Origin of the sequence: Streptomyces gobitricini, assembly GCF_039532985.1 — a bacterium.
GTDB lineage: Bacteria > Actinomycetota > Actinomycetes > Streptomycetales > Streptomycetaceae > Streptomyces > Streptomyces gobitricini.
This window is the reverse complement of the sequence record NZ_BAAASR010000021.1, coordinates 179,350-202,206: the sequence shown is the minus strand read 5'-3', so window position 1 is coordinate 202,206 and position 22,857 is coordinate 179,350. Positions and strand designations below refer to the sequence as shown.

General features: G+C 71.5%; 24 protein-coding genes. 16 read left to right on the top strand and 8 right to left on the bottom strand.

From position 1 onward, the window contains the following. Positions 1-204: hypothetical protein (locus ABD347_RS20340; RefSeq protein ID WP_425575713.1), on the bottom strand; the 204-nt coding region annotated here is incomplete at its 3' end. A 117-nt stretch (positions 205-321) separates the two neighbouring features. Here ABD347_RS20340 and ABD347_RS20335 point away from each other — a divergent pair. The 6 genes from ABD347_RS20335 (at position 322) to ABD347_RS20310 (ending at position 6,357) form a co-directional block, all read left to right on the top strand. Continuing rightward, positions 322-1,569 (top strand): polysaccharide deacetylase family protein, encoded by a 1,248-nt coding sequence (locus tag ABD347_RS20335; RefSeq protein ID WP_344363333.1) that lies wholly within the window; start codon positions 322-324, stop codon positions 1,567-1,569. 67 nt (positions 1,570-1,636) lie between these two features. Beyond that, positions 1,637-2,242: a TlpA family protein disulfide reductase gene (locus tag ABD347_RS20330; RefSeq protein ID WP_344363330.1), complete on the top strand. Its 606-nt coding sequence runs from the start codon at positions 1,637-1,639 to the stop codon at positions 2,240-2,242. A 16-nt stretch (positions 2,243-2,258) separates the two neighbouring features. After that, positions 2,259-3,026, top strand: a complete 768-nt coding sequence (locus tag ABD347_RS20325; protein WP_425575712.1) for a cytochrome c biogenesis CcdA family protein — start codon at positions 2,259-2,261, stop codon at positions 3,024-3,026. Positions 3,027-3,030: 4 nt separating this feature from the next. Beyond that, entirely contained in the window at positions 3,031-4,710 is a 1,680-nt protein-coding gene (gene resB, locus ABD347_RS20320) for a cytochrome c biogenesis protein ResB (RefSeq protein ID WP_344363327.1), read from the top strand. Further along, positions 4,707-5,783, top strand: a complete 1,077-nt coding sequence (gene ccsB, locus ABD347_RS20315; protein ID WP_344363325.1) for a c-type cytochrome biogenesis protein CcsB — start codon at positions 4,707-4,709, stop codon at positions 5,781-5,783. The genes resB and ccsB overlap by 4 nt, the downstream gene beginning before the upstream one ends. A 55-nt stretch (positions 5,784-5,838) precedes the next feature. Further along, positions 5,839-6,357: an SRPBCC domain-containing protein gene (locus ABD347_RS20310; protein ID WP_344363322.1), complete on the top strand. Its 519-nt coding sequence runs from the start codon at positions 5,839-5,841 to the stop codon at positions 6,355-6,357. 2 nt (positions 6,358-6,359) lie between these two features. Here the strand turns inward: ABD347_RS20310 and ABD347_RS20305 are convergent, their stop codons facing one another. The 5 genes from ABD347_RS20305 to ABD347_RS20285 form a co-directional block, all read right to left on the bottom strand. After that, positions 6,360-7,904: a hypothetical protein gene (locus ABD347_RS20305; RefSeq protein WP_344363320.1), complete on the bottom strand. Its 1,545-nt coding sequence runs from the start codon at positions 7,902-7,904 to the stop codon at positions 6,360-6,362. Position 7,905: 1 nt separating this feature from the next. After that, positions 7,906-9,972, bottom strand: coding sequence for a hypothetical protein (locus ABD347_RS20300; RefSeq protein WP_344363317.1), 2,067 nt, complete (start codon positions 9,970-9,972; stop codon positions 7,906-7,908). Between the two features lie 75 nt (positions 9,973-10,047). Continuing rightward, positions 10,048-10,977, bottom strand: coding sequence for an isopenicillin N synthase family dioxygenase (locus tag ABD347_RS20295; RefSeq protein ID WP_344363315.1), 930 nt, complete (start codon positions 10,975-10,977; stop codon positions 10,048-10,050). Then, positions 10,970-11,425 carry a nucleoside deaminase gene (locus tag ABD347_RS20290; protein ID WP_344363312.1) on the bottom strand — a complete coding sequence of 152 codons (456 nt, stop codon included), beginning with the start codon at positions 11,423-11,425 and terminating at the stop codon, positions 10,970-10,972. The genes ABD347_RS20295 and ABD347_RS20290 overlap by 8 nt, the downstream gene beginning before the upstream one ends. Before the next feature lie 46 nt (positions 11,426-11,471). Beyond that, positions 11,472-11,888 (bottom strand): PLD nuclease N-terminal domain-containing protein, encoded by a 417-nt coding sequence (locus ABD347_RS20285; protein ID WP_344363309.1) that lies wholly within the window; start codon positions 11,886-11,888, stop codon positions 11,472-11,474. An 89-nt stretch (positions 11,889-11,977) separates the two neighbouring features. Between ABD347_RS20285 and ABD347_RS20280 the strand changes: the two genes are divergently transcribed. The 3 genes from ABD347_RS20280 to mqnP are packed head-to-tail and all read left to right on the top strand — an operon-like array spanning position 11,978 to position 14,816. Beyond that, a complete protein-coding gene (locus ABD347_RS20280; protein ID WP_344363307.1) occupies positions 11,978-13,429 on the top strand; it encodes a menaquinone biosynthesis decarboxylase in 1,452 nt (483 codons plus the stop codon). After that, a complete protein-coding gene (locus ABD347_RS20275; protein ID WP_344363304.1) occupies positions 13,426-13,896 on the top strand; it encodes a hypothetical protein in 471 nt (156 codons plus the stop codon). The genes ABD347_RS20280 and ABD347_RS20275 overlap by 4 nt, the downstream gene beginning before the upstream one ends. Continuing rightward, complete coding sequence (gene mqnP / locus ABD347_RS20270) at positions 13,896-14,816, top strand: menaquinone biosynthesis prenyltransferase MqnP (protein ID WP_344363448.1); 921 nt, start codon at positions 13,896-13,898, stop codon at positions 14,814-14,816. Before ABD347_RS20275 ends, mqnP begins: the two co-directional genes overlap by 1 nt. On the opposite strand, the gene ABD347_RS20265 is transcribed toward mqnP, so the two are convergent. Further along, positions 14,806-15,426 (bottom strand): rhomboid family intramembrane serine protease, encoded by a 621-nt coding sequence (locus tag ABD347_RS20265; protein ID WP_344363301.1) that lies wholly within the window; start codon positions 15,424-15,426, stop codon positions 14,806-14,808. The two genes, mqnP and ABD347_RS20265, sit on opposite strands and share 11 nt — an antisense overlap. A 108-nt stretch (positions 15,427-15,534) precedes the next feature. Here ABD347_RS20265 and ABD347_RS20260 point away from each other — a divergent pair, with 108 nt between their 5' ends. The 7 genes from ABD347_RS20260 (at position 15,535) to ABD347_RS20230 (ending at position 21,504) form a co-directional block, all read left to right on the top strand. Continuing rightward, positions 15,535-16,209, top strand: a complete 675-nt coding sequence (locus tag ABD347_RS20260) for a UbiX family flavin prenyltransferase (RefSeq protein WP_344363298.1) — start codon at positions 15,535-15,537, stop codon at positions 16,207-16,209. A 256-nt stretch (positions 16,210-16,465) separates the two neighbouring features. Next, positions 16,466-16,921 carry an Lrp/AsnC family transcriptional regulator gene (locus ABD347_RS20255; RefSeq protein WP_030495192.1) on the top strand — a complete coding sequence of 152 codons (456 nt, stop codon included), beginning with the start codon at positions 16,466-16,468 and terminating at the stop codon, positions 16,919-16,921. A 70-nt stretch (positions 16,922-16,991) separates the two neighbouring features. Next, complete coding sequence (gene mqnE / locus ABD347_RS20250) at positions 16,992-18,155, top strand: aminofutalosine synthase MqnE (protein WP_344363292.1); 1,164 nt, start codon at positions 16,992-16,994, stop codon at positions 18,153-18,155. Positions 18,156-18,208: 53 nt separating this feature from the next. Continuing rightward, positions 18,209-18,871, top strand: coding sequence for a UdgX family uracil-DNA binding protein (locus ABD347_RS20245; protein WP_344363290.1), 663 nt, complete (start codon positions 18,209-18,211; stop codon positions 18,869-18,871). A 19-nt stretch (positions 18,872-18,890) separates the two neighbouring features. Further along, on the top strand, positions 18,891-19,418 hold the full coding sequence (locus ABD347_RS20240; protein WP_344363287.1) for a GNAT family N-acetyltransferase: 528 nt from the start codon (positions 18,891-18,893) through the stop codon (positions 19,416-19,418). 122 nt (positions 19,419-19,540) lie between these two features. After that, entirely contained in the window at positions 19,541-19,795 is a 255-nt protein-coding gene (locus ABD347_RS20235) for a DUF4229 domain-containing protein (RefSeq protein WP_425575717.1), read from the top strand. Positions 19,796-20,124: 329 nt separating this feature from the next. Continuing rightward, on the top strand, positions 20,125-21,504 hold the full coding sequence (locus ABD347_RS20230; protein WP_344363284.1) for a dicarboxylate/amino acid:cation symporter: 1,380 nt from the start codon (positions 20,125-20,127) through the stop codon (positions 21,502-21,504). Between the two features lie 55 nt (positions 21,505-21,559). On the opposite strand, the gene ABD347_RS20225 is transcribed toward ABD347_RS20230, so the two are convergent. Then, positions 21,560-22,732, bottom strand: coding sequence for a S8 family peptidase (locus ABD347_RS20225; RefSeq protein ID WP_344363281.1), 1,173 nt, complete (start codon positions 22,730-22,732; stop codon positions 21,560-21,562). Positions 22,733-22,857 lie beyond the last annotated feature (125 nt).

The following is a 22,857-nucleotide window of genomic DNA, read 5'->3' as shown; positions in this document are numbered from 1 at the left end:
CCCGCCCGGCCCGGCCCCGCACCCGCGCCTGCCCCAGCGCCGAACCCGCCCGAACCCGCCCGAACCCGCCCCGCACCCGTCCGCGACCACGCCCGCCGGGACCTGCCCCCGCGCGCCCCAGCCGACGCGCAGGCGGGCGCCCCAGCCGGCGCGGAGGCGGGCGCCCCAGCCGGCGCGGAGGCGGGCGCGAGGGCCGGTAATCACCTCGTTACGCAGAAGATTATGTGCTAATCGCGGGAACCGCCGTCTTCCTCCTCCCCTCTCACCCATTGCCGGTTTGGAAGGTATGTCCGGCAACGAACGAGCGCGGATGGGGACGATATGCGCGGGATCAGTCGAAGGGGCCTCCTGGGAGCCGGAGTCGGAACGGCGGCCGCGATCGGAGTCGGCGGCTGCGGTCTCGCCGGTGGCTCGGACAAGGGCGGGGACCGACCGGACACGGGCGGCGGCCGGAACGGGACGGACGGCCCGGCCCCCGGTGAGGTGAAGGGGCGTCTCCTGGGGGACGGTTCCACGTCCGACACCGGAAAGCAGCCGAACCAGCCCGGCGAGCCCGTGCCCCTGGAGCCCGGGCAGACCCCGCCGCAGTTCGTGATCTTCTCGTGGGACGGGGCGGGCGAGGTCGGCAACGGCCTCTTCCCGCGCTTTCTGGAACTCGCCAGGAACCACGACGCGACGATGACCTTCTTCCTCTCCGGGCTCTACCTCCTGCCCGAATCGAAGAAAGCCCTCTACCGCCCCCCGAACAACCGCACCGGCGCCTCCGACATCGGTTATCTCACCGACGACCACATCAAGCAGACACTGAAGTACGTCCGCCAGGCCTGGCTCGACGGTCACGAGATAGGCACCCACTTCAACGGCCATTTCTGCGCCGGCTCCGGCTCGGTCGAGAAGTGGACCCCCGCCGACTGGGAGAGCGAGATCGACCAGGCGGTGAAATTCGTCACCGAATGGAAGACCAACAGCGGCTGGACCAACCTCGATCCGCTGCCCTTCGACTACCGCAAGGAACTCGTCGGCGCCCGCACCCCCTGCCTCCTCGGCCAGGACAAGCTGCTGCCCACCGCCAGGAAGCTGGGCTGGCGCTACGACGCCAGCTCGCCCGGCGGCCACCAGAAGTGGCCCGTCAAGCGCCAGGGCCTCTGGGACCTGCCACTCCAGCAGATCCCCTTCCCGGGCCGCTCCTTCGAGGTCCTGTCCATGGACTACAACATCCTCGCCAACCAGTCGCAGAACACGACCAAGGGCATGCCCTCGCGCTATCCCGAATGGAAGAAGCAGGCGACCGGGGCCTACCTCGCCGGGTTCAAGCGCGCCTACGAATCGAATCGCGCGCCCTTCTACATCGGAAACCACTTCGAGCAGTGGAACGGCGGCATCTACATGGACGCCGTCGAGGAAGCGCTCAAGGGCATGGCCGGGAAGAAGGACGTACGGCTGGTGTCCTTCAGGCAGTTCGTCGACTGGCTCGACGTACAGGACCCGAAGATCCTCGACAGGCTCCGTACGCTGGAGGTCGGCCAATCGCCGCCGGGCGGCTGGAACACCTTCCTTAAGCCCGCCTGACATCGGGCTTTCCGGGCAGCAAGGGGGGCGCGCAAGATCCCCGAATCGCCCATGCGAAACTTTTCACATGAGCCTTAGCCGCGCCTTCCGAGGCCCCCTGCTCACCGCCGGCGTGCTTGCGGCCGCGTGCACGCTGACCGCGTGCACCGGCGGCTCCAACGGCACGTCCGGCGGTGGTGGCAACACCAACTTCGTCACCGACACCGGTGGTGTCGAGACCGTCGCCAAGGGCGAGCGCAAGGCGCCGGGCAAGCTCGCGGGCGAGACCCTCGAGGGCGAGCGGCTCGACGTCGCCGACCTCAAGGGCAAGATCGTCGTGCTGAACGTGTGGGGCTCCTGGTGCGGTCCCTGCCGGGGCGAGGCCAAGCACTTCGCCAAGGTCGCGAACGACCTGAAGGCCAAGGGCGTGGAGTTCGTCGGCATCAACACCCGCGACTCCAGCAAGCAGTCCGCCCTCGCCTTCGAGAAGGACTTCAAGGTCCCCTACCCAAGCCTGTACGACCCGCACGGCGAGCTCGTCCTCTACGGCTTCCCCAAGGGCACCCTCAATCCGCAGGGCATCCCCTCCACCGTCGTCCTCGACCGCGACGGGAAGATCGCCGCGCGCTCGCTGGCGGCGCTGGACGACATCCGGCTGCGCAAGATGATCGACCCGCTGCTGGCCGAGAAGTGACGGGGAACGTGATCCTGTGATCCTCCTCGCCGCCGAGGCGCTGGGCCGCAACGAGACGGTCTTCAGCGGGGCACTCCTGCTGGCCCTGCCCATCGCCGTGCTCGGCGGGCTGGTCTCCTTCTTCTCCCCCTGCGTCCTGCCGCTCGTGCCCGGCTACCTCAGTTACGTGACCGGCGTCACCGGAACCGACCTGGCCGAGGCCCGGCGGGGCCGGATGACCGCCGGGGCCGCCCTCTTCGTGCTCGGCTTCTCCGCCGTCTTTGTCTCCGGCGGCGCCCTCTTCGGCTACTTCGGCTGGACCCTCCAGGCGCACCGCGAGACGCTCACCACCGTCCTCGGCGTCCTGATGGTCCTGATGGGGGTCTTCTTCCTGGGCCTCATGCCCTGGTTCACCCAGCGCGAGTTCCGCTTCCACAAGCGGCCGGTGTCCGGGCTGGCGGGAGCGCCGCTGCTGGGCGCGCTCTTCGGCATCGGCTGGACGCCGTGCATCGGACCGACGCTCGCCTCCGTCCAGGCCCTCGCCGCCAACGAGGCCAGCGCGGGGCGCGGGGCGCTGCTGACCCTCGCGTACTGCCTCGGTCTGGGTGTGCCGTTCGTGCTCGCCGCGGTCGCGTTCCGCAAGGCGCTCGGCGCCTTCTCCTGGGTGAAGCGGCACTATGCGTGGGTGATGCGGATCGGTGGCGGCATGATGATCCTGACCGGTCTGCTGCTGCTCACCGGCGCGTGGGACGCCCTGGTGCAGGAGATGCAAGAGTGGTCCGCAGGCTTCCAGGTGGGGATCTAGATCCATGAGCAAGACCGAAACGACCGAGCGGGACATGGCGGAGGCGGGCGACCAGCTGTCCACCGCCCCCAAGGAGGACCTCCCCGGAGGCGGCGGCCCGACGCTCGGCGTCATCGGCTGGATCCGCTGGTTCTGGCGCCAGCTGACCTCCATGCGGGTCGCGCTGATCCTGCTCTTCCTGCTCTCCCTCGGCGCCATCCCCGGCTCCCTGATCCCGCAGAACAGCGTGGACGACCTGAAGGTCCGCACCTTCAAGGAGCAGCACGAGGTCCTGGCGCCGATCTACGACCGGCTCCAGCTCTTCGACGTCTACAGCTCGGTGTGGTTCTCCGCGATCTACCTCCTGCTGTTCGTCTCCCTCATCGGCTGCATCGTCCCGCGCACCTGGCAGTTCGTGGGCCAGCTGCGGGGCCGGCCGCCGGCCGCCCCGAGGCGGCTCACCCGGCTGCCCGCGTACGCCACCTGGCGCACCGGGGCCCCGCCGGAGGAGGTGCGCGAGGCGGCGCTGGCCATGCTCCGCAAGCGGCGCTTCCGGGCCCACACGGCCGGTGACGCCGTCGCCGCCGAGAAGGGGTACCTGCGCGAGGTCGGCAACCTGCTCTTCCACATCGCGCTGATCGTGATGCTGGTGGCGTTCGCGGTGGGCCAGCTGTTCAAGTCCGAGGGCGGCAAGCTGATCGTCGAGGGCGGCGGCTTCGCCAACGCCCTGAGCCAGTACGACGACTTCAAGTCCGGGTCGCTGTTCTCCACCGACGAGCTGGCGCCGTTCAGTTTCACGCTGAACGAGTTCACCGGTACGTACGAGACCAGCGGCCCGCAGCGCGGCACCCCCCGCACCTTCGAGGCGGACGTGACGTACTCCAGGGGCGACGGCGTGCGGAAGCGGAGCGTCATCCGGGTCAACGAGCCGCTGGAGATCGACGGCTCGAAGGTCTACCTGATCGCCCACGGCTACGCGCCCGTCGTCACCGTCAAGGACGCCAAGGGCCGCGCCGTCTTCCACGGCGCCGTGCCGCTCCTGCCGATCGACAACAACATCACCTCCACCGGCGTGATCAAGGTGATGGACGGCTACCGCGACAAGAGCGGCAAGAAGGTCCAGCTGGGCTTCCCGGCCTTCTTCGTACCGACGTACGCGGGCAAGGGCAACGGCCAGATGTTCAGCCAGTTCCCGGCGCTGGTCCAGCCCGCGCTCAACCTCGGCGCGTACCAGGGCGACCTGCGCGTCGACGGCGGCCTGCCGCAGAACGTGTACCAGCTCGACACCAGCAAGATGAAGCCGTTCAAGGACGCCGACGGTGAGATCTTCAAGCAGACGCTGGCGCCCGGCGAGACCATGACCCTCCCCGGCGGAGCGGGCTCGATCACCTTCGAGAAGGAGATCAAGGAGTGGGCCAGCTTCCAGATCTCCCAGCAGCCGGGCAGCGGCCTCGCCCTCGCCGGTGCGGTCGCCGCGATCGCCGGGCTGGCCGGCTCGCTGTTCATCCAGCGCCGCCGGGTCTGGGTCCGCGCGGTACGGGGGGACGACGGTGTGACCGTCGTCGAGATGGCGGGGCTGGGCCGGAGCGAGTCCGCCAAGCTCCCCGAGGAACTGGCCGACCTGGCGGCCACGCTCCATTCCGTGGCGCCGACCGCGCCCGAAGCCGAAGCCGAAGAAGCACCTGCTGAAGGGGCTGAGAAGTGAATCTCGCCGCCGCGACCAACGAGAGCCTGGCGGAGATGAGCAATGTGCTCATCTACTCCGCGATGGCCGTCTACACCCTGGCCTTCCTGGCGCACATCGCCGAATGGGTCCTCGGCAGCCGCAGCAAGGTCGGCCGTACCGCGGCGGCCCTGACCACCCCCTCCGCCGGGAAGGTCCAGGTCCGCACCGGGCAGCGGGGCGGCGGCACCGCCGTCCTCGACCAGCCGAAGGTCGTCACCCGCTCCGCGTCCGGCGCGCGTGACGTGCCCGACGGGCCCGGCGCGGCCGGCGGCGACGAGCAGGGCGACCTGTACGGGCGCATCGCCATCTCGCTGACCACCCTCGCCTTCCTCGTGCAGGCCGCGGGTGTGGTCGCCCGCGCGCTGTCCGTGCAGCGGGCGCCCTGGGGCAACATGTACGAGTTCTCCATCACCTTCTCCACGGTGGCGGTCGGCGCGTACCTCGGCTTTCTGCTCGCCAGGAAGAACGTTCGGTGGATGGGCCTGCTCCTGGTCGCCACCGTCCTGCTCGACCTGGGCGTCGCCACGACGTGGCTGTACACCGAGAGCGACCAGCTCGTCCCGGCGCTCCACTCGTACTGGCTGTGGATCCACGTCTCCACCGCGATCTTCTGCGGCGCGGTCTTCTACCTGGGCGCGGTCGCCACGCTGCTGTACCTCTTCCGGGACGCCTACGAGAACAAGCTCGAGGCCGGCGGCACCCCGAGCGGCTTCGCCCGCTCGGTGCTGGAGCGGCTCCCGGCGGCGGCGACGCTGGACAAGTTCGCCTACCGCGTCAACGCGGCGATCTTCCCGCTGTGGACCTTCACGATCATCGCGGGCGCCATCTGGGCCGGTGAGGCGTGGGGCCGCTACTGGGGCTGGGACGCCAAGGAGGTCTGGTCGTTCATCACGTGGGTCGCGTACGCCGCGTACCTGCACGCCCGGGCGACGGCCGGCTGGAAGGGCCGGAAGGCGGCGTACGTCGCGCTGGCCGCCTTCGCCTGCTGGCTCTTCAACTACTACGGGGTCAACATCTTCGTGAACAGCCTGCACTCGTACGCGGGCGTCTGAGGCGGGGGCGGCCGGCGGGGTAGCGCTCGCCACGGGAGCGCGCGACGCTGGATACATGGCCGATCGGATCCCTCCCGGTACCAGCGTGAGCCGCGGCGACACCCACACCCTGCGGTTCGTGCTCTCCCTGCCCCACCCCCAGGAGCGCGTCTGGCTCGCCCTGACCACCCCCGGCGGGCTGCGGGGGTGGCTCGCCGAGGCGCAGGTCCTGGAGAGCCGGCTCGGCGGTGAGGTCGCCCTGCGGTGGCTCACCACACAGCCGCCGACCGTGGTGTCCGGGACGGTCACCGCGTGGGACGTGGAACGGATCGTCGAGTACACGGTCGAGGCGTACGGCCGGATGCGGTTCGATCTGGAGCCGGGCGGCGGGCCGGCCGCGACCGCCCTGCTGTTCGTCAACGAGTTCCGCGGGACGGACGACTTCCGGCTGGACCGCCTGGCCGGCTGGCACGACCACTTCCTGTACCTCGCCGAGTCCCTGGACGGCCGGCCGGCGGACTGGCCGGCCTGGTCCCGGGAGCGCCGGCAGGACCTGCGCGACCAGTACGAGGCCCGGGACTTCGGCGCGACGTAGCGCTACGGCTTGCGCGGTGGCATGCACTCGGCGGACGGCGGCCCGCCGTCGGGCCAGGCGATCTGCACGAAACGGGGCTTGTCGCGGGTGAGCTCCACCACCGGCACCGCCTTGTTGTACGGGTTGCCGTGGTTGTCCAGACAGATCCAGCCGCCGGCGCCCTCCACTCGCAGCGGACCCGTCACCTGCGGCCACTGCAGCCCCACGTCACCCGGTGCGGGCAGCCGTCCCTCGACCGTCGCCTGCCGGATGGCGTGCACGGCCGTCGCCATCGCGTCGTACGCCACGATCGACTGCCCGTCGGACAGCTCGACCGGCCCGACCGGCCCCGCCTCGGCGGAGGCCACCGTGTCCATCATCGAGCGGAACCGCTGGTACGCCACCGGGGACCCGCCCGCCTTCGGCACCGGCCGGCCGGCCGCCGGCTGCCACGCGTCGGGGTGCGCCAGCGCGGCGTACCGGACGGTCAGCCCACCGCCCAGGGCGCTCCGGTCGAGCTGCGGGTCCGCCCCCAGGTAGGAGCCCTCGTCACCGGTCAGCACGGTGAACGGCCGGTGCGTGCAGCCCCGCGCGCCCAGCGCGTTGATGAACTGCCGCAGCTGCGTGTGACGTCCGGCGAAGAACACGGTGTTCGCGCGGGTCGTGCACAGCAGGTGGGCGATCTGCCGGAAGGTGTTGGCGGTGGTGCCCTCGTCGGTGGGGTCGTCGGGCGAGGTGAACAGCTGCGGCTGGTAGGGGGATCGGCCCAGCAGCGAGGAGAAGGCCGTCTTCAGCGTGTCCGTGTAGTGGTCGCCGTCGCGGGCGTCGTGCACCAGGATCGCCTTCGCCGCGTCCACCCGGCCGAAGTGGGCGAGCGCCCTCGCCTCGTCGCTGTTGGTGGGGGAGACCCGCGCGAGGCCGGGGAACGGCTTCCTGCCGGGGCCGTTGGTGAGGTCGTCGGCGGTGATGGTGGTGCCGACGACCGCGATGTCCGCGCGGGTCAGCTCGGTCACCGCCTGCCGGACGGGCGTGCTGCTGGTCGCTATGCCGGAGACCGCCCGCAGATGGTGGGGCGCGCCGGTCATCCCCTTCAGGGCGGCCACGGGCGTCCGCCAGTGGGCGTTGCCCTTGCCGGTGTTGGCGAGGACCAGCCGGATCTTGGGGGCCTGGTTGTTGGAGCGGTTGTTCGCCTCGTACTGCTGGGCGAACGCGCCCTGCACCTCGTGCAGGATCTTGATCCGCATCGACGGGCTGGTGGACGTCAGCGGCAACAGCAGCGCCACCGTCGCGTACGTGCCCGGCTTGAGCCGGTCGTTCTCCCTGGCGATCGCCCGGGCGACCGGGTCCAGCGCGGCGACCCCGAAGTCGTACCCGTCGCCGGAGACCCCGACGCACTCGTCGCTGCCCACGGGCCGTGCGACGCCCGGGGCGCAGGAGCGGTCCTCCGGGGTGGTCAGCCGGCCGACGGCGTACACCGTGCCCCAGGCGAGCAGCGCCAGCACCAGCACACAGGTGACGATCTTCTGCCGGGTGGTGTAGAAGACCCGGTAGCGGAAGGGGTTGGGCACGTCAGACTCCGTCCTCCCGGCCCGGCGGGACGGTGAGGCCCCGCCAGGCACGGATGTCCCTCGGCCAGTGGGTGGCCGCGTCCCACAGCGTGCTGGTGCCGGTCAGGTGCCGGCCGGACAGCCGGCGCAGTTCGTGCACCAGCTTGTCGATCACGTCGTCGTCCGGCAGGGCCAGCGGGTCGGTCAGCAGCCACACCGCGTGCAGCAGCCGCCGCAGACACAGGTGCAGTGCCGTCGCGTCCGCGTCCAGCGCGTCCGGCAGCGGCCCGCCCGGGTCCTCGCCCAGCGCCACCGCGCGGCGCGGATCGGGGCCGGTGTGCCGGTGTTCGCGGGGGTACGGGGCGGAGGCGACGAACCGCAACCGCGCCAGCCAGCCCAGGACGTCCGGCTCCGGGAAGCCCAGCCGCAGCTCGGTCACCGCCTCCTCGGTCCGGCCGAGCGCCAGCTCCTGCCGCAGCCGGTACGGCGTCGGTTCGGGCCCGTAGTGGCGGTGCAGTGTCTCGTGGACGGCGCGCCACGCGGCGTACTCGGGCGCGTCGGCGTCGTGGAACCGCAGCCGGTGCAGCAGCACGGCCCGCAGCAGCGGATCGGCCACGAAGTGCCCGCCGCGCTCGGGCCAGCCGTCCGCCCGCAGCGCGTCCCGCACCAGCAGCGCCATGTCACCCTCCACCGACGCGCCGCGCAGCCGGGTGCGGGCCAGCACGCGGGCCGACTCCTCGTCGTGGGCGGCGGCCAGCACGGCGGCCACGTCCGGGCGCAGCCCCGGCGGCAGCAGCTCGCCCAGCAGGGTGTCCGCGACCGGCACGGCGGCGGCGTCCTCGCGCAGCCGCACCGTCAGGCCCAGCAGCGCACCCGGCGTGAGCCCCTCGCGTTCCGCCGCCGGCACGCCACCGACCGCCTGCCCGAGCAGTGCCACGCCCAGCGGCCGGCCGCCGGACAGCCGGTGGACCGCCCGCGGCAGGTCGGCCGGCACCCGTCCCGCCGCGTCGTACCGGTCGAACACGGCCTGGGCGTGCGTGGCGCTCAGCGGCGTCAGCTCCACGGCGAGGATGCCCGACGTGATGTCCGCGCCCCGGGGGCACGGCGCCCGGTGCGCGACCTCGGGCAGCCGTGTCCGGGTCGCCCGGCTCAGCCCCTCGTGGTCACGGTCCCGGGACGAGGCGACGATCACCAGCTGGTCTCGGTGCCCGGCGCTGCGGTCCCGCAGGACCGGCTCGATCAGGCGCCGGCCGAGCGGCAGGTGGGCGTTGTCCAGCAGGACGACCGGGCGGCCGCGGCGGGTCCCGCGCCGGGTGAGGCCGACGTACGCCCGGCGCAGGTCCTCCACGAGCGCGCCGACCAGGAAGCCCTCGGCCTCCTCCCGGCGGCGCCCGCCCTGTTCGAAGTCGACGGCCAGCTGGTGCAGCCCGAGCTCGCCCCGGCCGCCCGCGTTGCGGTACGTGCCGTACCAGGCTCCGGACTTGCGCTGGTAGCGGCCGAACACCTCCTCCATGACCGTCTCCACCGTCGCCTCGGCCAGCACCCCGACGAGCGGCGCCGTCGACTCGGTGGCCGTCGCGGCCAGTTTGGCGAGCACCTTGGAGACCCACGTGCCGGCCGCGCCCTTGGCCTCGTCGACGGTGGCGAGGACCGGGCCGAGGCGCTGGAGGTCGCGCCGCGCCCGGTCGTCGTCCTCCTGCGACCAGCCGGTGACCGCGACGGCCGCCAGGCCCAGGGAGAGGCGCGGGAACTCCACCGGCTTCGCCGAGAGCACCCTCGGCGACAACTGCACGGCGAGCTCGGCGAGCGCGCCGGTGAGCGGGTTCCAGCCGGGTCCGTGGTCGAGGGGCGGCTCGATGTGCGCGCAGTCCAGCAGCGCGAGCGGGGTGCCGCCCCGGTAGGAGTTGCGCACCTGCTTGAGCAGTGCGGTCTTGCCCATGCCCCGGCCGCCGGTGAAGACGGTGACGGGTGGATCGTCACCGTGTTCGTACCCGGCGGCGGCGAAGCTGTACGGGGTGAGTCCGGTCAGCCGCGCGGCCAGACCCGACTCGTCCAGGACCGCCTCGCGGCCGTACAGCGCTCTGTCCACCGCCACCCCCCGTGACTCAGCGTCAAGCCAAGGCTACTTTCGAAGCGTTGGCCGTGTGCGGAGTCGGGTGAACCGTCACTCAGTCGTGATCGCGTCGAGCTGCGCGCGCAGGTACACGTGCGAGTCGACGCCCCGCACATCGGTGCCGGGATCGCACTCGTGGAAGTACACCAGCGACATCAGTTCCTCGGCCGGGTCGTCGGCGGGCGGCGGCAGCACCCGGTGGCGGCCCGAGCGCCAGCGCCCGCCCGTCCAGCGGGCCATCAGGTCGCCGATGTTGACGGTGAGGGCGTCCGGGTCGTACGGGGCGTCCTCCCAGCCGCCCTCGTCGGTGAACACCTGGAGCCCGCCCCTGCCCGCCTGCCGGTCCAGTACGGTCACCGTCCCGAAGTCGGTGTGCGGCCCGATGCGGAACTGGCCGGGCTCCGGCTCGCCGAGCACGTCCCGCCCCGGATACCAGTTGATGTTGAAGCCCCAGGTGGGGTGGGCGGTGTGCCGGGTGAAGAAGTCCTCGCCCTCGCCGAGCGCCACGCCCAGCAGTTCCAGCAGCCGGTCGGACAGCTCCCGCGTCCGCGCCAGGTACTCCTCCACCAGGGGCCGGAGCCCCGGCACCTCGGCCGGCCAGGTGTTGGGCAGGAACCACTCCGCGTCCACCGCCGGGTCGCCGGTCGGCTCGTCGGCGGCGAACGACAGCGACTCCTTCAGGTCCGGCGGGCTCTGCCCGCCCTCCGCGTACGCGTTGGCCTCCGCGCCCGGCCCGAGCCAGCCGCGCCCGCCGACCCGCACGGCGTACCGCTCCTTCACCCGGGCGTCCAGGTGGAAGAAGCTCCGCGCCTCCCGCCGGACCGCCGCCCGCAGCTCCGGCTCGACGCCGTGCCCGGTCACCAGCAGGAACCCGGCGGTGCGCAGTGCCCGGTCGACACGGCGGGCGGTCGCGGCGCGGGCGGCGGGGTCGCCGGAGAGCCACGGCGCCAGGGCGATCACGGGGATCCGGGACTCACTCATCGCCGATGTCCTCGTTCCACAGCGCCGGGTGTTCCGCGGTGAAGTCGCGCATCATCGCGACGCACTCCGGGTCGTCGAGCAGGACCACCTCCACGCCGTGCTCCGCGAGCCAGTCGTGGCCGCCGTGGAACGTCTCCGCCTCGCCGATCACGACCCGGGAGATCTCGAACTGCCGTACGAGCCCGCTGCAGTACCAGCAGGGGGAGAGTGTGGTGACCATGGTCGTGCCCCGGTACGACCGCCGGCGCCCGGCCGCCCGGAACGCGGCCGTCTCGGCGTGCGTGGACGGGTCGCCGTCCTGGACGCGTCGGTTGCGCCCCTGCCCGAGGAGGGTGCCGTCCGCCCCGTACAGGGCGGCCCCGATGGGCAGCCCGCCCTCGGCGAGCCCGCGGCGCGCCTCGGCGACGGCCGTCTCCAGCCACCGCCGGTCCTGTCGCTGATCGTCCATGGCGGGTACCTTCCCCGCCGCCCGCCCTTCTTCCCGCGAAACGGGGTCAGGACTTGCCGGGACCGGTGTCGCCGCCGTCCTGCTCCTCGCCGCGCTCCTTCTTCAGCTCCTCCTCGCGGCGGCGAAGGTCGGCCTCCTCGTCCTTCGGGAGCGGCTCGTCCTTCCGGCTGTCGTGGCGGAGCGACTTCAGGAACTCGGGGTTGTCGTCGGGCGCGACCCACGTGGTGCGGCGACCGCGGGGACCCGGGGAGAAGGGCGAGGACGAGCGCCCGCCGGCCGGGCCGTGGCGCACCTTCCCGGCGGCGATCCAGACGATCGGGCCGACGACCCAGAAGAGCAGGATGATGAAGACCCAGGCGATCTTCGGCAGGTGCCTGGTCTCCTCCTCGGGGGTGTTCAGGCAGTCGATGAACGCGTAGATCGCCAGCGCCAGCGGCAGGATGTACAGCAGTGCCCTGAGCATGTGGGACAGCCCCCTGGAAGCATTGGCGGGGCGCGTTTCCTCTGCCCCGGTGACAAGGCCAGCGTAGCCGGTGGCGGATACTGGACCCCATGGCTTACGACGATCTTCGCTCACTGCTCAGGGCGCTGGAGCGCGAAGGCGACCTCAAGCGCATCAAGGCCGAAGTCGACCCGTACCTGGAGGTCGGGGAGATCGTCGACCGGGTCCAGAAGTCCGGCGGTCCGGCTCTCCTCTTCGAGAACGTGCGCGGGTCGGCGATGCCGCTCGCGATGAACGTCTTCGGGACCGACCGCCGGCTGCTGAAGGCGCTGGGCCTGAAGTCGTACGACGAGATCAGCGCCAAGATCGGCGGGCTGCTGAAGCCGGAGCTCCCGCACGGCTTCGTGGGCGTCCGGGAGGCCTTCGGCAAGCTGGGCGCGATGACCCACGTCCCGCCGAAGAAGGTCAAGGACGCGCCGGTCCAGGAGACCGTCCTCACCGGCGACGACGTCGACCTCGACAAGCTGCCCGCGCTCTTCACCTGGCCGAAGGACGGCGGGTCGTTCTTCAACCTGGGGCTCACCCACACCAAGCACCCCGAGAACGGCATCCGCAACCTCGGGCTGTACCGGCTCCAGCGCCACGACAAGCGCACCATCGGCATGCACTGGCAGATCCACAAGGACAGCCGCAACCACTACCAGGTCGCCGCCCGGCGCGGGGAGCGGCTGCCGGTGGCCATCGCGTTCGGGGCGCCGCCGGCCGTGACGTACGCCTCGACGGCCCCGCTGCCGGAGGACATCGACGAGTACATGTTCGCCGGGTTCCTCCAGGGCAAGCGGATCGAGATGGTGGACTGCAAGACCGTGCCGCTCCAGGTCCCCGCACAGGCCGAGGTGGTGCTGGAGGGCTGGCTGGAGCCGGGCGAGATGCTGCCCGAGGGGCCGTTCGGCGACCACACGGGCTTCTACACGCCGCAGGAGCCGTTCCCGGCGCTGAGGATCGACTGCGTGACGATGCGGAAGCGTCCGCTGCTCCAGTCGATCGTGGTGGGCCGCCCGCCGACGGAGGACGGCCCGCTGGGGCGGGCGACGGAACGCTTCTTCCTCCCCCTGCTCAAGATCATCGTCCCGGACATCGTCGACTACCACCTGCCGGAGTCCGGCGGCTTCCACAACTGCGCGATCGTCTCGATCGAGAAGAAGTATCCGAAGCACGCGCAGAAGGTCATGCACGCCATCTGGGGCGCGCACATGATGTCGCTGACCAAGCTGATCGTGATCGTCGACGCCGACTGCGACGTCCGCGACCTGCACGAGGTGTCCTGGCGGGCGCTCGGCAACACCGACTACTCACGTGACCTCACGGTCGTCGAGGGCCCGGTCGACCACCTGGACCACGCCTCCTACCAGCAGTTCTGGGGCGGCAAGGCGGGCATCGACGCCACGAGGAAGTGGCCCGAGGAGGGCTACACCCGCGACGGCGGCTGGCCGGACATGGTGGAGTCCGACCCCGCGACGGCGGCGCTGGTCGACCGCCGCTGGAAGGAGTACGGCCTGTGAGCGCCGTCGCCGCGGGCGGCCCGGCCCTCTTCATCGGCACCGGCACCGACTACGTGGCCCTGGTGCGCCCCCGGCTCGACCCGGCCGACGACGGTGTCCGGCTGGCGGCCCGGGAGGCGGGCGTCTCGCCCGAGGAGTTCGCGGGCCCCGGCGACCTGTGGGCGGTGCTGGTCGAGACGGGCGGCGAGGGCGACGGCTTCGAACTGCCGGGCGTGCGGGACGGCGAGCCGGCCGGCTTCGCCGAGCGGCTGCGCGCCGAGCTCGCCGCGGCGACCGGACCGTTCACCGTCGACGGCGGCGCCGTGCTGCGTCTGGACGCCCGTCCGGCAGGGGAGGACGCGTACGCCTTCACGGCGCACGTCACGCCGCCCGATGACACCGGGACGACGGTGACCGTGGAGACCGGACCGCTGCCCGTCGCCGGGCTGCTGGCCGACCTCGACGCGTTCCTCGGGAGCCTCGCATGATGACGACCGCCGACGAGGTCGCGGGCTCCGGCCCGGTGCCGCGGCCGGCCGGGAAGGTGAAGGCCTTCCTGCGCCTGGTGCTCATCGAGCACTCGGTCTTCGCGCTGCCCTTCGCGTACATCGCCTCGCTCACCGCGATGTTCCGGGACGACGGGACCGTCCACTGGGTGGAGCTGCTCCTGGTGACCGTCGCGATGGTGGGCCTGCGCACCTTCGCGATGGCCTGCAACCGGATCATCGACCGTGAGATCGACGCCCGGAACCCGCGCACCGCCGGGCGTGAGCTGGTCACCGGCGCGGTGTCCGTCCGCACGGCCTGGACCGGGGCGCTGGTGGCGCTGGTGGCGTTCCTCGGCGCGGCGGCCCTGCTGAACCCGCTCTGCCTGGCCCTCGCGCCGGTCGCCGTCGTACCGATGGTGGTCTATCCGTACGGGAAGAGGTTCACGAACTTCCCGCACGCCATCCTGGGCCTGGCGCAGGCGATGGGCCCCGTCGGCGCGTGGATCGCGGTCACCGGGGCATGGTCGTGGGAGGCGGTGGTGCTGGGGCTCGCGGTGGGCGTCTGGATCGGCGGCTTCGACCTGATCTTCGCCTGCCAGGACGTGCGGGCCGACCGCGCCCACGGGGTGAAGTCCGTGCCCGCCCGCTTCGGCATCCCGGCGGCGCTGCACGGCGCCCGCGCCTGTCACGTCGTCACGACGGCGCTGCTGGTCTGGTACGCCGTGGCGACCGGCGCGGGCGTGTTGTTCTGGGCGGGCCTGGTGGTCGTGGCCGTCGCCTTCGTCTACGAGCACACGATCGTGCGCCCGCACGACCTCTCGCGGCTGAACCGGGCGTTCTTCACCACGAACGGCTTCATCGGCGTCGCGCTCTTCGTCTGCGCGCTGGCCGACCTGGTGGTGCGCGGCCTCACACCGTGAGAGGGGCCGCCGCGCGCGGACGGTGGCGGCGGAAGACGAACGCCGCCGCCACGCCCGCGAGCAGGCCGAAGAGGTGGCCCTGCCAGCTGACGCCCGACTGGGTGGGCGATACGCCCAGCAGGACGGTGCTGCCCCAGATGGCGCCGATCAGCAGCCCCACGACGATGTCGATCGGCTTGCGGTCGACGAAGCCGCGCACCAGCAGGTAGCCGAAGAGCCCGAAGATCAGGCCGGAAGCGCCCGCCGTGACGCTGTGCGCGGGGGAGACCAGCCAGACGCCCAAGCCGTCGACGACCACGATCAGCGCGGCGACGGCCAAGAAGCGGCGGATGCCGCCGAGGGCGGCGAGGAAGCCGAACACCAGCAGTGGCACGGTGTTCGCCGCCACATGACCGAAGCCGAAGTGCAGGAACGCGGCCGGGACGAGGTCGCGCAGCTCGACGGCCTCGCGCGGCGAGATGCCGTACGCGTCGAGGGCGTGCCCGGTCACCAGGTCGACGGCCTCCAGCAGCCACAGCAGGGCCACCCACGCGCCCATCAGCGCGGCGGCGGCCTTCACCCGCTCGGCGCCGGTCCGGCCGGTGCTCCCGCTTCTCGTCGTATCCGCCATGGCGGCCCCCTGTGATGTCGGGTGTCTCACCCCGGAAACGCCCGGGGCGCCCCGCTCGGTTCCGTACCGGCCGGTTCGGTACGGGTCCGGCCGGATAGGCTCAGCGGCGTGGAGCCGGGAGAAACGCAGCGTCGTCCGTGGGTCGTCGGGGTGTCGGGGGCGTCAGGAACCCCGTACGCCGCCGCCGTGCTGCGCGGACTGCTCGCCGCCGGGGAGAGCGTCGATCTGGTGGTGTCCCGGGCGTCGCGGCTGACGCTGCTCGACGAGACCGGGATCGCCTTCCGGGACGCGCACTGGCGCGAGGACCTCGCCGAGTGGCTGGCGCGGGGCGCGGACGGGAAGCCCGGCGCGTTCCGGGTGGACGTGTCGGACGTCCGGCACTGGGCGGCGGGTGACCTCGCGGCCGGGCCGTCGTCGGGTTCGTACCCCGTCAAGGGGATGCTGATCGTGCCCGCGTCCACCGCGTGTGTGGCGGGGGTGGCGCTCGGGCTGTCGAAGGACCTGCTGCAACGGGCGGCGAGCGTCACGCTGAAGGAGCGGCGCCCGCTGGTGGTGGCCGTCCGGGAGACCCCGCTGAACGGCCAGACGCTCAGGCAGCTGGTGGCGCTGGACGAGGCCGGCGCGGTGGTGCTGCCCGCCTCCCCGGCGTTCTACGCGGGCGCGACGCACATCCAGGACCTGGTGGACTTCGTCGCGGGGCGGGTGCTGGACGCGGCGGGCGTGCCGCACCGGCTGTACCGCCGCTGGAAGGGAGAACTGGGCGGGGGTTCGCGTGGGGACTAGCGCCTCCGGGCCGGGCGCGGACGGGACGTCCGGTCGATCCGTCGTGCGGCGGCCCGCGGGTGGGCACGCGGGCGGTCGGCAGGCTCCCGCAGAGCGCGCATACGGGCGTGGGCCGTCTCGATCGTGTACACGATGAACGGCGTCTCCTGACGGATCGTCTCTGATTGTCTGAATGATTCGCAGGACATTGGCTCTGCGTGCCTTTGATTCTATAATGAAACATGCTGTTTGCTGAATAATGGAAGGCTTCAGGTATATGGACGCCGTGGATAGGCAGCTCATCCAGGCTCTGCGCGAGAACGGCAGAGCCTCGTACGCCGAACTCGGCCGGCTCGTCGGGCTCTCCGGGCCCTCCGTCACCGACCGGATCAACCGCCTGGAGGCGGCGGGCGTCATCACCGGCTACCGCGCCACCGTCGACGCCGCCTCCCTCGGCCTCGGCGTCACGGCGCTGATCGGCATCTCCCTCTCCGACGCCGCCGATCACGAGGACGTGGCGCGCCGGCTGAAGGACCTGGCCGAGATCGAGGACTGCTGGTTCATCGCGGGCGACGACTCGTTCATGCTCAAGGTGCGGGCGAGCGACGTCGACGGACTGGAGAAGACCATCCGCCGGCTGTCCGGCACCAAGGGCGTCTCCCGCACCAGGACGACCATCGTGCTGTCCACGAAGTGGGAGAACCGGGTCGGAGACCTGCCGGAGGAGGGCTGACACCGCCCCGGAAAAGCGGGGGAGTACGGTGGTGGAGCCCGATTGACACACGTATGGGAGGCGGCCTGACATGGACGCGGGGCTCAAGCGCGAGCTGGAGGAGAAGGTCCGGTCCGGGGAGCGGCTGACCCGCGAGGACGGTGTCGCCCTCTACGAGTCGGACGACCTGGCCTGGCTCGGCGGCCTCGCCCACGAGGTGCGGACGCGCAAGAACGGTGACGTCGTCCACTTCAACGTCAACCGGCACCTGAACATGACGAACGTGTGCACCGCGTCGTGCGCGTACTGCTCGTTCCAGCGCAAGCCGGGCGAGAAGGACGCGTACACGATGCGCATCGAGGAGGCCGTCCGCCTCGCCAAGGCGATGGAGAACGACAACCTCACCGAGCTGCACATCGTCAACGGGCTCCACCCCAACCTGCCGTGGCGCTACTACCCGCGGTCGCTGAGCGAGCTGAAGAAGGCGCTGCCGAACGTCTCCCTCAAGGCCTTCACCGCCACCGAGATCCACCACTTCGAGACCATCTCCGGGCTGTCCGCCTCCGAGATCCTCGACGAGCTGATCGAAGCCGGTCTGGAGTCGCTGACCGGTGGCGGCGCGGAGATCTTCGACTGGGAGGTCCGCCAGCACATCGTGGACCACCGGACCCACTGGGAGGACTGGTCCCGCATCCACCGGCTCGCGCACGAGAAGGGTCTCAAGACCCCCTGCACGATGCTGTACGGCCACATCGAGGAGCCGCGCCACCGCGTCGACCACGTGCTGCGGCTGCGTGAGCTGCAGGACGAGACCGGCGGCTTCCAGGTCTTCATCCCGCTGCGCTACCAGCACGACTTCGTGGACATGCAGGACGGGAAGATCCGCAACCGGCTCCAGGCGCGGACGACCATGGCGACGGGCGCCGAGGCGCTGAAGACCTTCGCGGTCTCACGGCTGCTGTTCGACAACATCCAGCACGTCAAGGTCTTCTGGGTCATGCACGGCGTGCAGACCGCCCAGCTGGCGCTCCAGCACGGCGCGGACGACATGGACGGCTCGGTCGTCGAGTACAAGATCACGCACGACGCGGACAACTACGGCACGCCCAACAAGCTGGGCCGCGAGGACCTGCTGGAGCTGATCCGCGACGCGGGCTTCCGCCCGGTGGAGCGCAACACCCGCTACGAGATCATCCGCGAGTACCCGGGCCCGGACCCCGACCGCCGCGAGTCGCCCCAGCCGATGCGGGTCTGACCCGCCGGGGCTCCGGCGCGTTCGGCCGCGCCCCGGGTGGGTACCCGGGGCGCGTGACCGGCCGCAAGGGCGCCGCCCCGGAGGACGCCTACACCGCCGAGCCCTTCGTACCGGAGGGCGCCGGCGTCGAGGTGCTGCGCGAGGCGGCCGCCGGGTGCCGGGGGTGCCCGCTGCACCGGGAGGCCACGCAGACCGTCTTCGGCGCCGGGAACGCCCACGGGCGGGTCCTGCTCGTCGGGGAGCAGCCGGGGGACCAGGAGGACCGGCAGGGCGCGCCGTTCGTCGGGCCGGCCGGCAAGGTGCTCACCCGGGCGCTCCACGAGGCGGGGATCGAGCCCGGCGACACCTACGTCACCAACGCCGTGAAGCACTTCAAGTTCGAGGTCGTCCCCGAGCGGGGCAAGCGCCGCATCCACAAGTCGCCGAGCCTGCGTGAGACGGCCGCCTGCAAGCCGTGGCTGGAGGCCGAGCTGCGGCTCGTCGATCCCGAGGTGATCGTCGCCCTCGGCGCGACCGCCGGGAAGGCGCTGCTCGGCTCGTCGTTCCGGGTGACGAAGCAGCGCGGCGCGCTGCTGCCGCTCCCCGGGCACGAGGAGCGCGGCGAGTGCCTGGTGGCCACCATCCACCCTTCCGCGGTGCTGCGCGCCGACGACCGGGAGGCGCTCTACGCGGGCCTGGTGTCCGACCTGCGGATGGCGGCGCGGGCTCTGCGCTGAGCCGTTTATCGTCGAGCGCATGCCGTTGACCTTCGAGCTGGATCCGCGGATCGACCCCGCCCTCCGCGACGGCGTCCTCACCCTGTGGACGGACGTCTCCAACGCGGGCGGCTCCGTCGGCTTCGTCCCGCCCGTGACCCCCGACGACATCCGCCCGGAGTGGGTCAAGCACCTCACCGCCATGGCCGAGGGCCGCACCCGCCTGCTCGTCGGCCGCGACGAGGACGGGGCCGTCGCGGCCACGGCCTTCGTCGCGTACAACACGCACCGCCTGATGCGGCACTGGGTGTGGCTCTACACGGTGATGGTGCACCCCCGCCACCAGGGCAAGGGGTACGGGCGCGACCTCATGGCCGCGGCGGAGACGGCGGTACGCCGCCTCGGCGGCATCGAGGCGATCCGGCTCACCTGCCGCGGCGGCACCGGCGTCGACCGGTTCTACGCCTCGTGCGGGTACAAGGAGGTCGGGCGGGTCCCGGACGCGATCCGCGTCGCCGACGGCGACGACCGTGACGACATCATCATGTATCTGCCGCTCACCCCCTGAATTGATCGATTCGTCACGTGCTTCACTAGACGGGCAGGAACGCCGTACGAAGGAATACGAAGGAAGAAGGCCCCGCCGTGTCCGCTGCCGCCAGCACGAGCGCCACGATCCGGTACACCCTGATGCGTCTCGGCGTCTTCGCCGGCTGCTTCCTCGTCCTGTGGGGACTCGTGTACGTCGGCGCGCTGCCGCGTGGCCTCGGCGACTCCAACCTCCTGTGGGTGCTGCTCCTGTCCATCGTGATCTCGGCGCCCCTCAGCTTCGTCCTGCTGCGCAAGCAGCGTGAGGCGATGTCCGCGCAGATCGTCGAGAAGGTCGAGACCGCGAAGGGCCGCCTGGAGGCCAACCGGACCCGCGAGGACCGCGCCGTGCAGTGAGGTGGCTCACGCGCACCCCGCACCCCCGTGCCGAAGCTTCGCTTCGCACGGGGGTGTTGGCGTTCCGGGCCCCCGCGCCCCAAAGAAGTGCTTTGAGGTACTCAAAGTTCAAGTGTTAACGTGTTCGACGTGAAGACAGCAGTGCGCCCCCGAGACGACGTCATGAGCATCCCGCTCGTGGCGCGCCTGCATGTCGACCTCTGCCGCTGTATGTCCGCGGTCTGTTGCCGCGAGGTCTGACCCGGCATCATGCAGCGGCGCCGCCGTAAGGCGCGTGCGCCGCACCCCTCGTCCCCGTATTCCCCGATACGTACCACTGGAGTGTGTCCGTGTCCGCGTCCGCGAGCACCGCGAACCCCGATACCCAGCCCACCCGCCGCATACCCAAGGTGCCCTTCTGGGCCCAGATCGTCGCCGGTCTCGTGCTCGGCGTCATCCTCGGCTGGATCACCCGCACCTATGACGTGCAGTGGCTGTACACCACCCTCGACAAGGTCGGCCACATCTTCGTCCAGCTGCTGAAGCTGGCCGTGGCGCCCCTCGTCTTCTTCGCGATCCTGGTGTCCATCACCAACCTGCGCAAGGTCAACAACGCCGCCCGGCTGGCCTCCCGCACCCTGCTCTGGTTCATGATCACGTCGCTGATCGCGGTCGCCATCGGCCTCACCATCGGCCTGCTCACCAACCCGGGCGCCGGCACCGGCCTCACCCCGAAGGACGGCGAGAAGCCCGAGAACGCCGGATCCTGGCTGGACTTCCTCACCGGCATCGTCCCGACCGACGTGATCACGCCGTTCACCGAGCTGAACGTCCTCCAGATCGTCTTCATGGCCGCCGTCGCCGGTATCGCCGCCCTGAAGCTCGGCGAGAGGGCCCAGCCGATCCTCACCCTCAGCGAGTCGGTGCTGGAGCTGCTGCAGAAGGCCCTGTGGTGGGTCATCCGCCTGGCGCCGATCGGCACCGTCGGCCTCATCGGCTACGCCATCGCCGACTACGGCTGGGACCTCATCGGCAAGTACGCCACCTTCACCGCCGACGTCTACATCGGCTGCGCGCTGGTCATGTTCGGTGTCTACCCGCTGCTGCTGGCGACCGTGGCCAAGGTCAACCCCATCCAGTTCTTCAAGGGCGCCTGGCCCGCCATCCAGCTGGCCTTCGTCTCCCGCTCGTCCGTCGGCACCATGCCGGTCACCGTCAAGGTCACCGAGCGCCTCGGCGTCCCGAAGGAGTACACCTCCTTCGCCGTCCCGTTCGGCGCCACGACCAAGATGGACGGCTGCGCCGCGATCTACCCGGCGCTCGCCGCGATCTTCATCGCCCAGATCTTCGACGTGCAGCTGGGCATCGGCGACTACCTGCTGATCGCCTTCGTCTCGGTGATCGGCTCGGCGGCCACCGCCGGTCTGACCGGCGCCACGGTCATGCTGACGCTGACCCTCTCCACGCTGGGCCTGCCGCTGGAGGGCGTCGGTCTGCTCATGGCGATCGACCCGATCCTGGACATGATGCGCACCGCCACGAACGTCGCCGGCCAGGCGCTCGTCCCGGTGGTCGTCGCGGCCCGCGAGAAGATCCTCGACCTCGACGCGTACAACGCGGCGTCGTCCTCCCCGATCGACGAGGACGACGAGGACGACGAGACCGGCGAGAGCGGCGCGTACGACGTGCGCGGGACCGAGCGGAAGGCGACCGTGCCGGTCACCGCCTGACCCTCCCTCGCACGAGGACGCCCCCACCGGCCGGTGGGGGCGTTTTCGCGCACGTTCAGAGGCCGGCGGTCTGCACCAGGCGGTTGGGGGAGGACTTGGTCACCGTGAGGACGCCCTTCACCGAGTGGTCGATGATCCACCCGTAGACCTGCCGGGGTGTCGCCGAGGGGTTCTGCGCCTTGAGGAGGGTGGCGACGCCCGCCACGTGCGGACTGGCCATGGACGTGCCGTTCAGCGCCACGCTCCCGCCGCCGAGCTTCGCCGAGACGATGGCGGCCCCGGGGGCGTAGATGTCCAGGCAGGTACCGAAGTTGGAGAAGCCGGTCTCCTGGTCCTGGTGGTTGGTGGCCCCGACGGTGAGGACCCGGGCCGCGCTCGCCGGCGAGACGTTGCACGCGTCGATCGAGTCGTTCCCGGCGGCGATCACCGGCAGGACGCCGCTGTCCGACAGGGCGGTGGCCGCCTGGTTGACGGCGTCGCTCCGCGGGCCGCCGAGGGACCCGTTGAGCACGGCGGGCTGCCTGGCGTTCTTCGCCACCCAGTCCATGCCGGCGATCATCCCGCCCAGGGAGCCCCGGCCGTCACAGCCGAGTACGCGGACGCTGACCAGGGACGCCTGCCGGGCGACCCCGAAGGTCGCCCCGCCGACGGTCCCCGCGACATGCGTGCCGTGGCCGTTGCAGTCCTGTCCGTTCCGGCCGTCGCCCATCACGTCGAAGCCGGGCCTGGCGCGGCCGCCGAACTCCGCGTGCCCGTAGTCGATGCCGGTGTCGAGGACGTAGGCCGTGGCGCCGGAACCGGAGCTGTTGACGTAGAACTGCCGGTCGAGCGGGAGATACGGCTGGTCGATGCGGTCCAGCCCCCAGCTGGCGGCCGGGGCGCGGTTCGCGCGCAGGGGGCCGGCGGTCACCACCGCGTCCTGCTCGACGGCCGCCACGTCCGGCAGGCCCCGTACGGTCGCCAGCTGGGAGGCGCTGAGTCTGGCCGTGAAACCGCGCAGCACGCTGGAGTACTCGTGGAGCGGGGTGACGCCGAGCTGTTGGGCGATCCGGACCGCCGAGGTCGTGCCCGGCTTCAGGGTGACGATGTACTGGTCGGGCACCGGCGCCGCGGTGGTCCGCAGTGGCGCGGGCCGGTCGTCGTCGTCGGCGGTGGCGGTGGACGGGGTCGCGGCGAGGGGAAGCAGCAGGAGCAACGCGACGCAGGTGCGGCGGGCGAACAGCCTCATGCAGAACTCCGATCGGGAGTGTCCGGCAAAGAGCGACCTCTGTAGGGAAGCAGCCCCCCGGGACCACGGAACATCACCTGCGGGAGTGACATGAACACTTTCGGTAGCGAACGGCGCATGTGTCG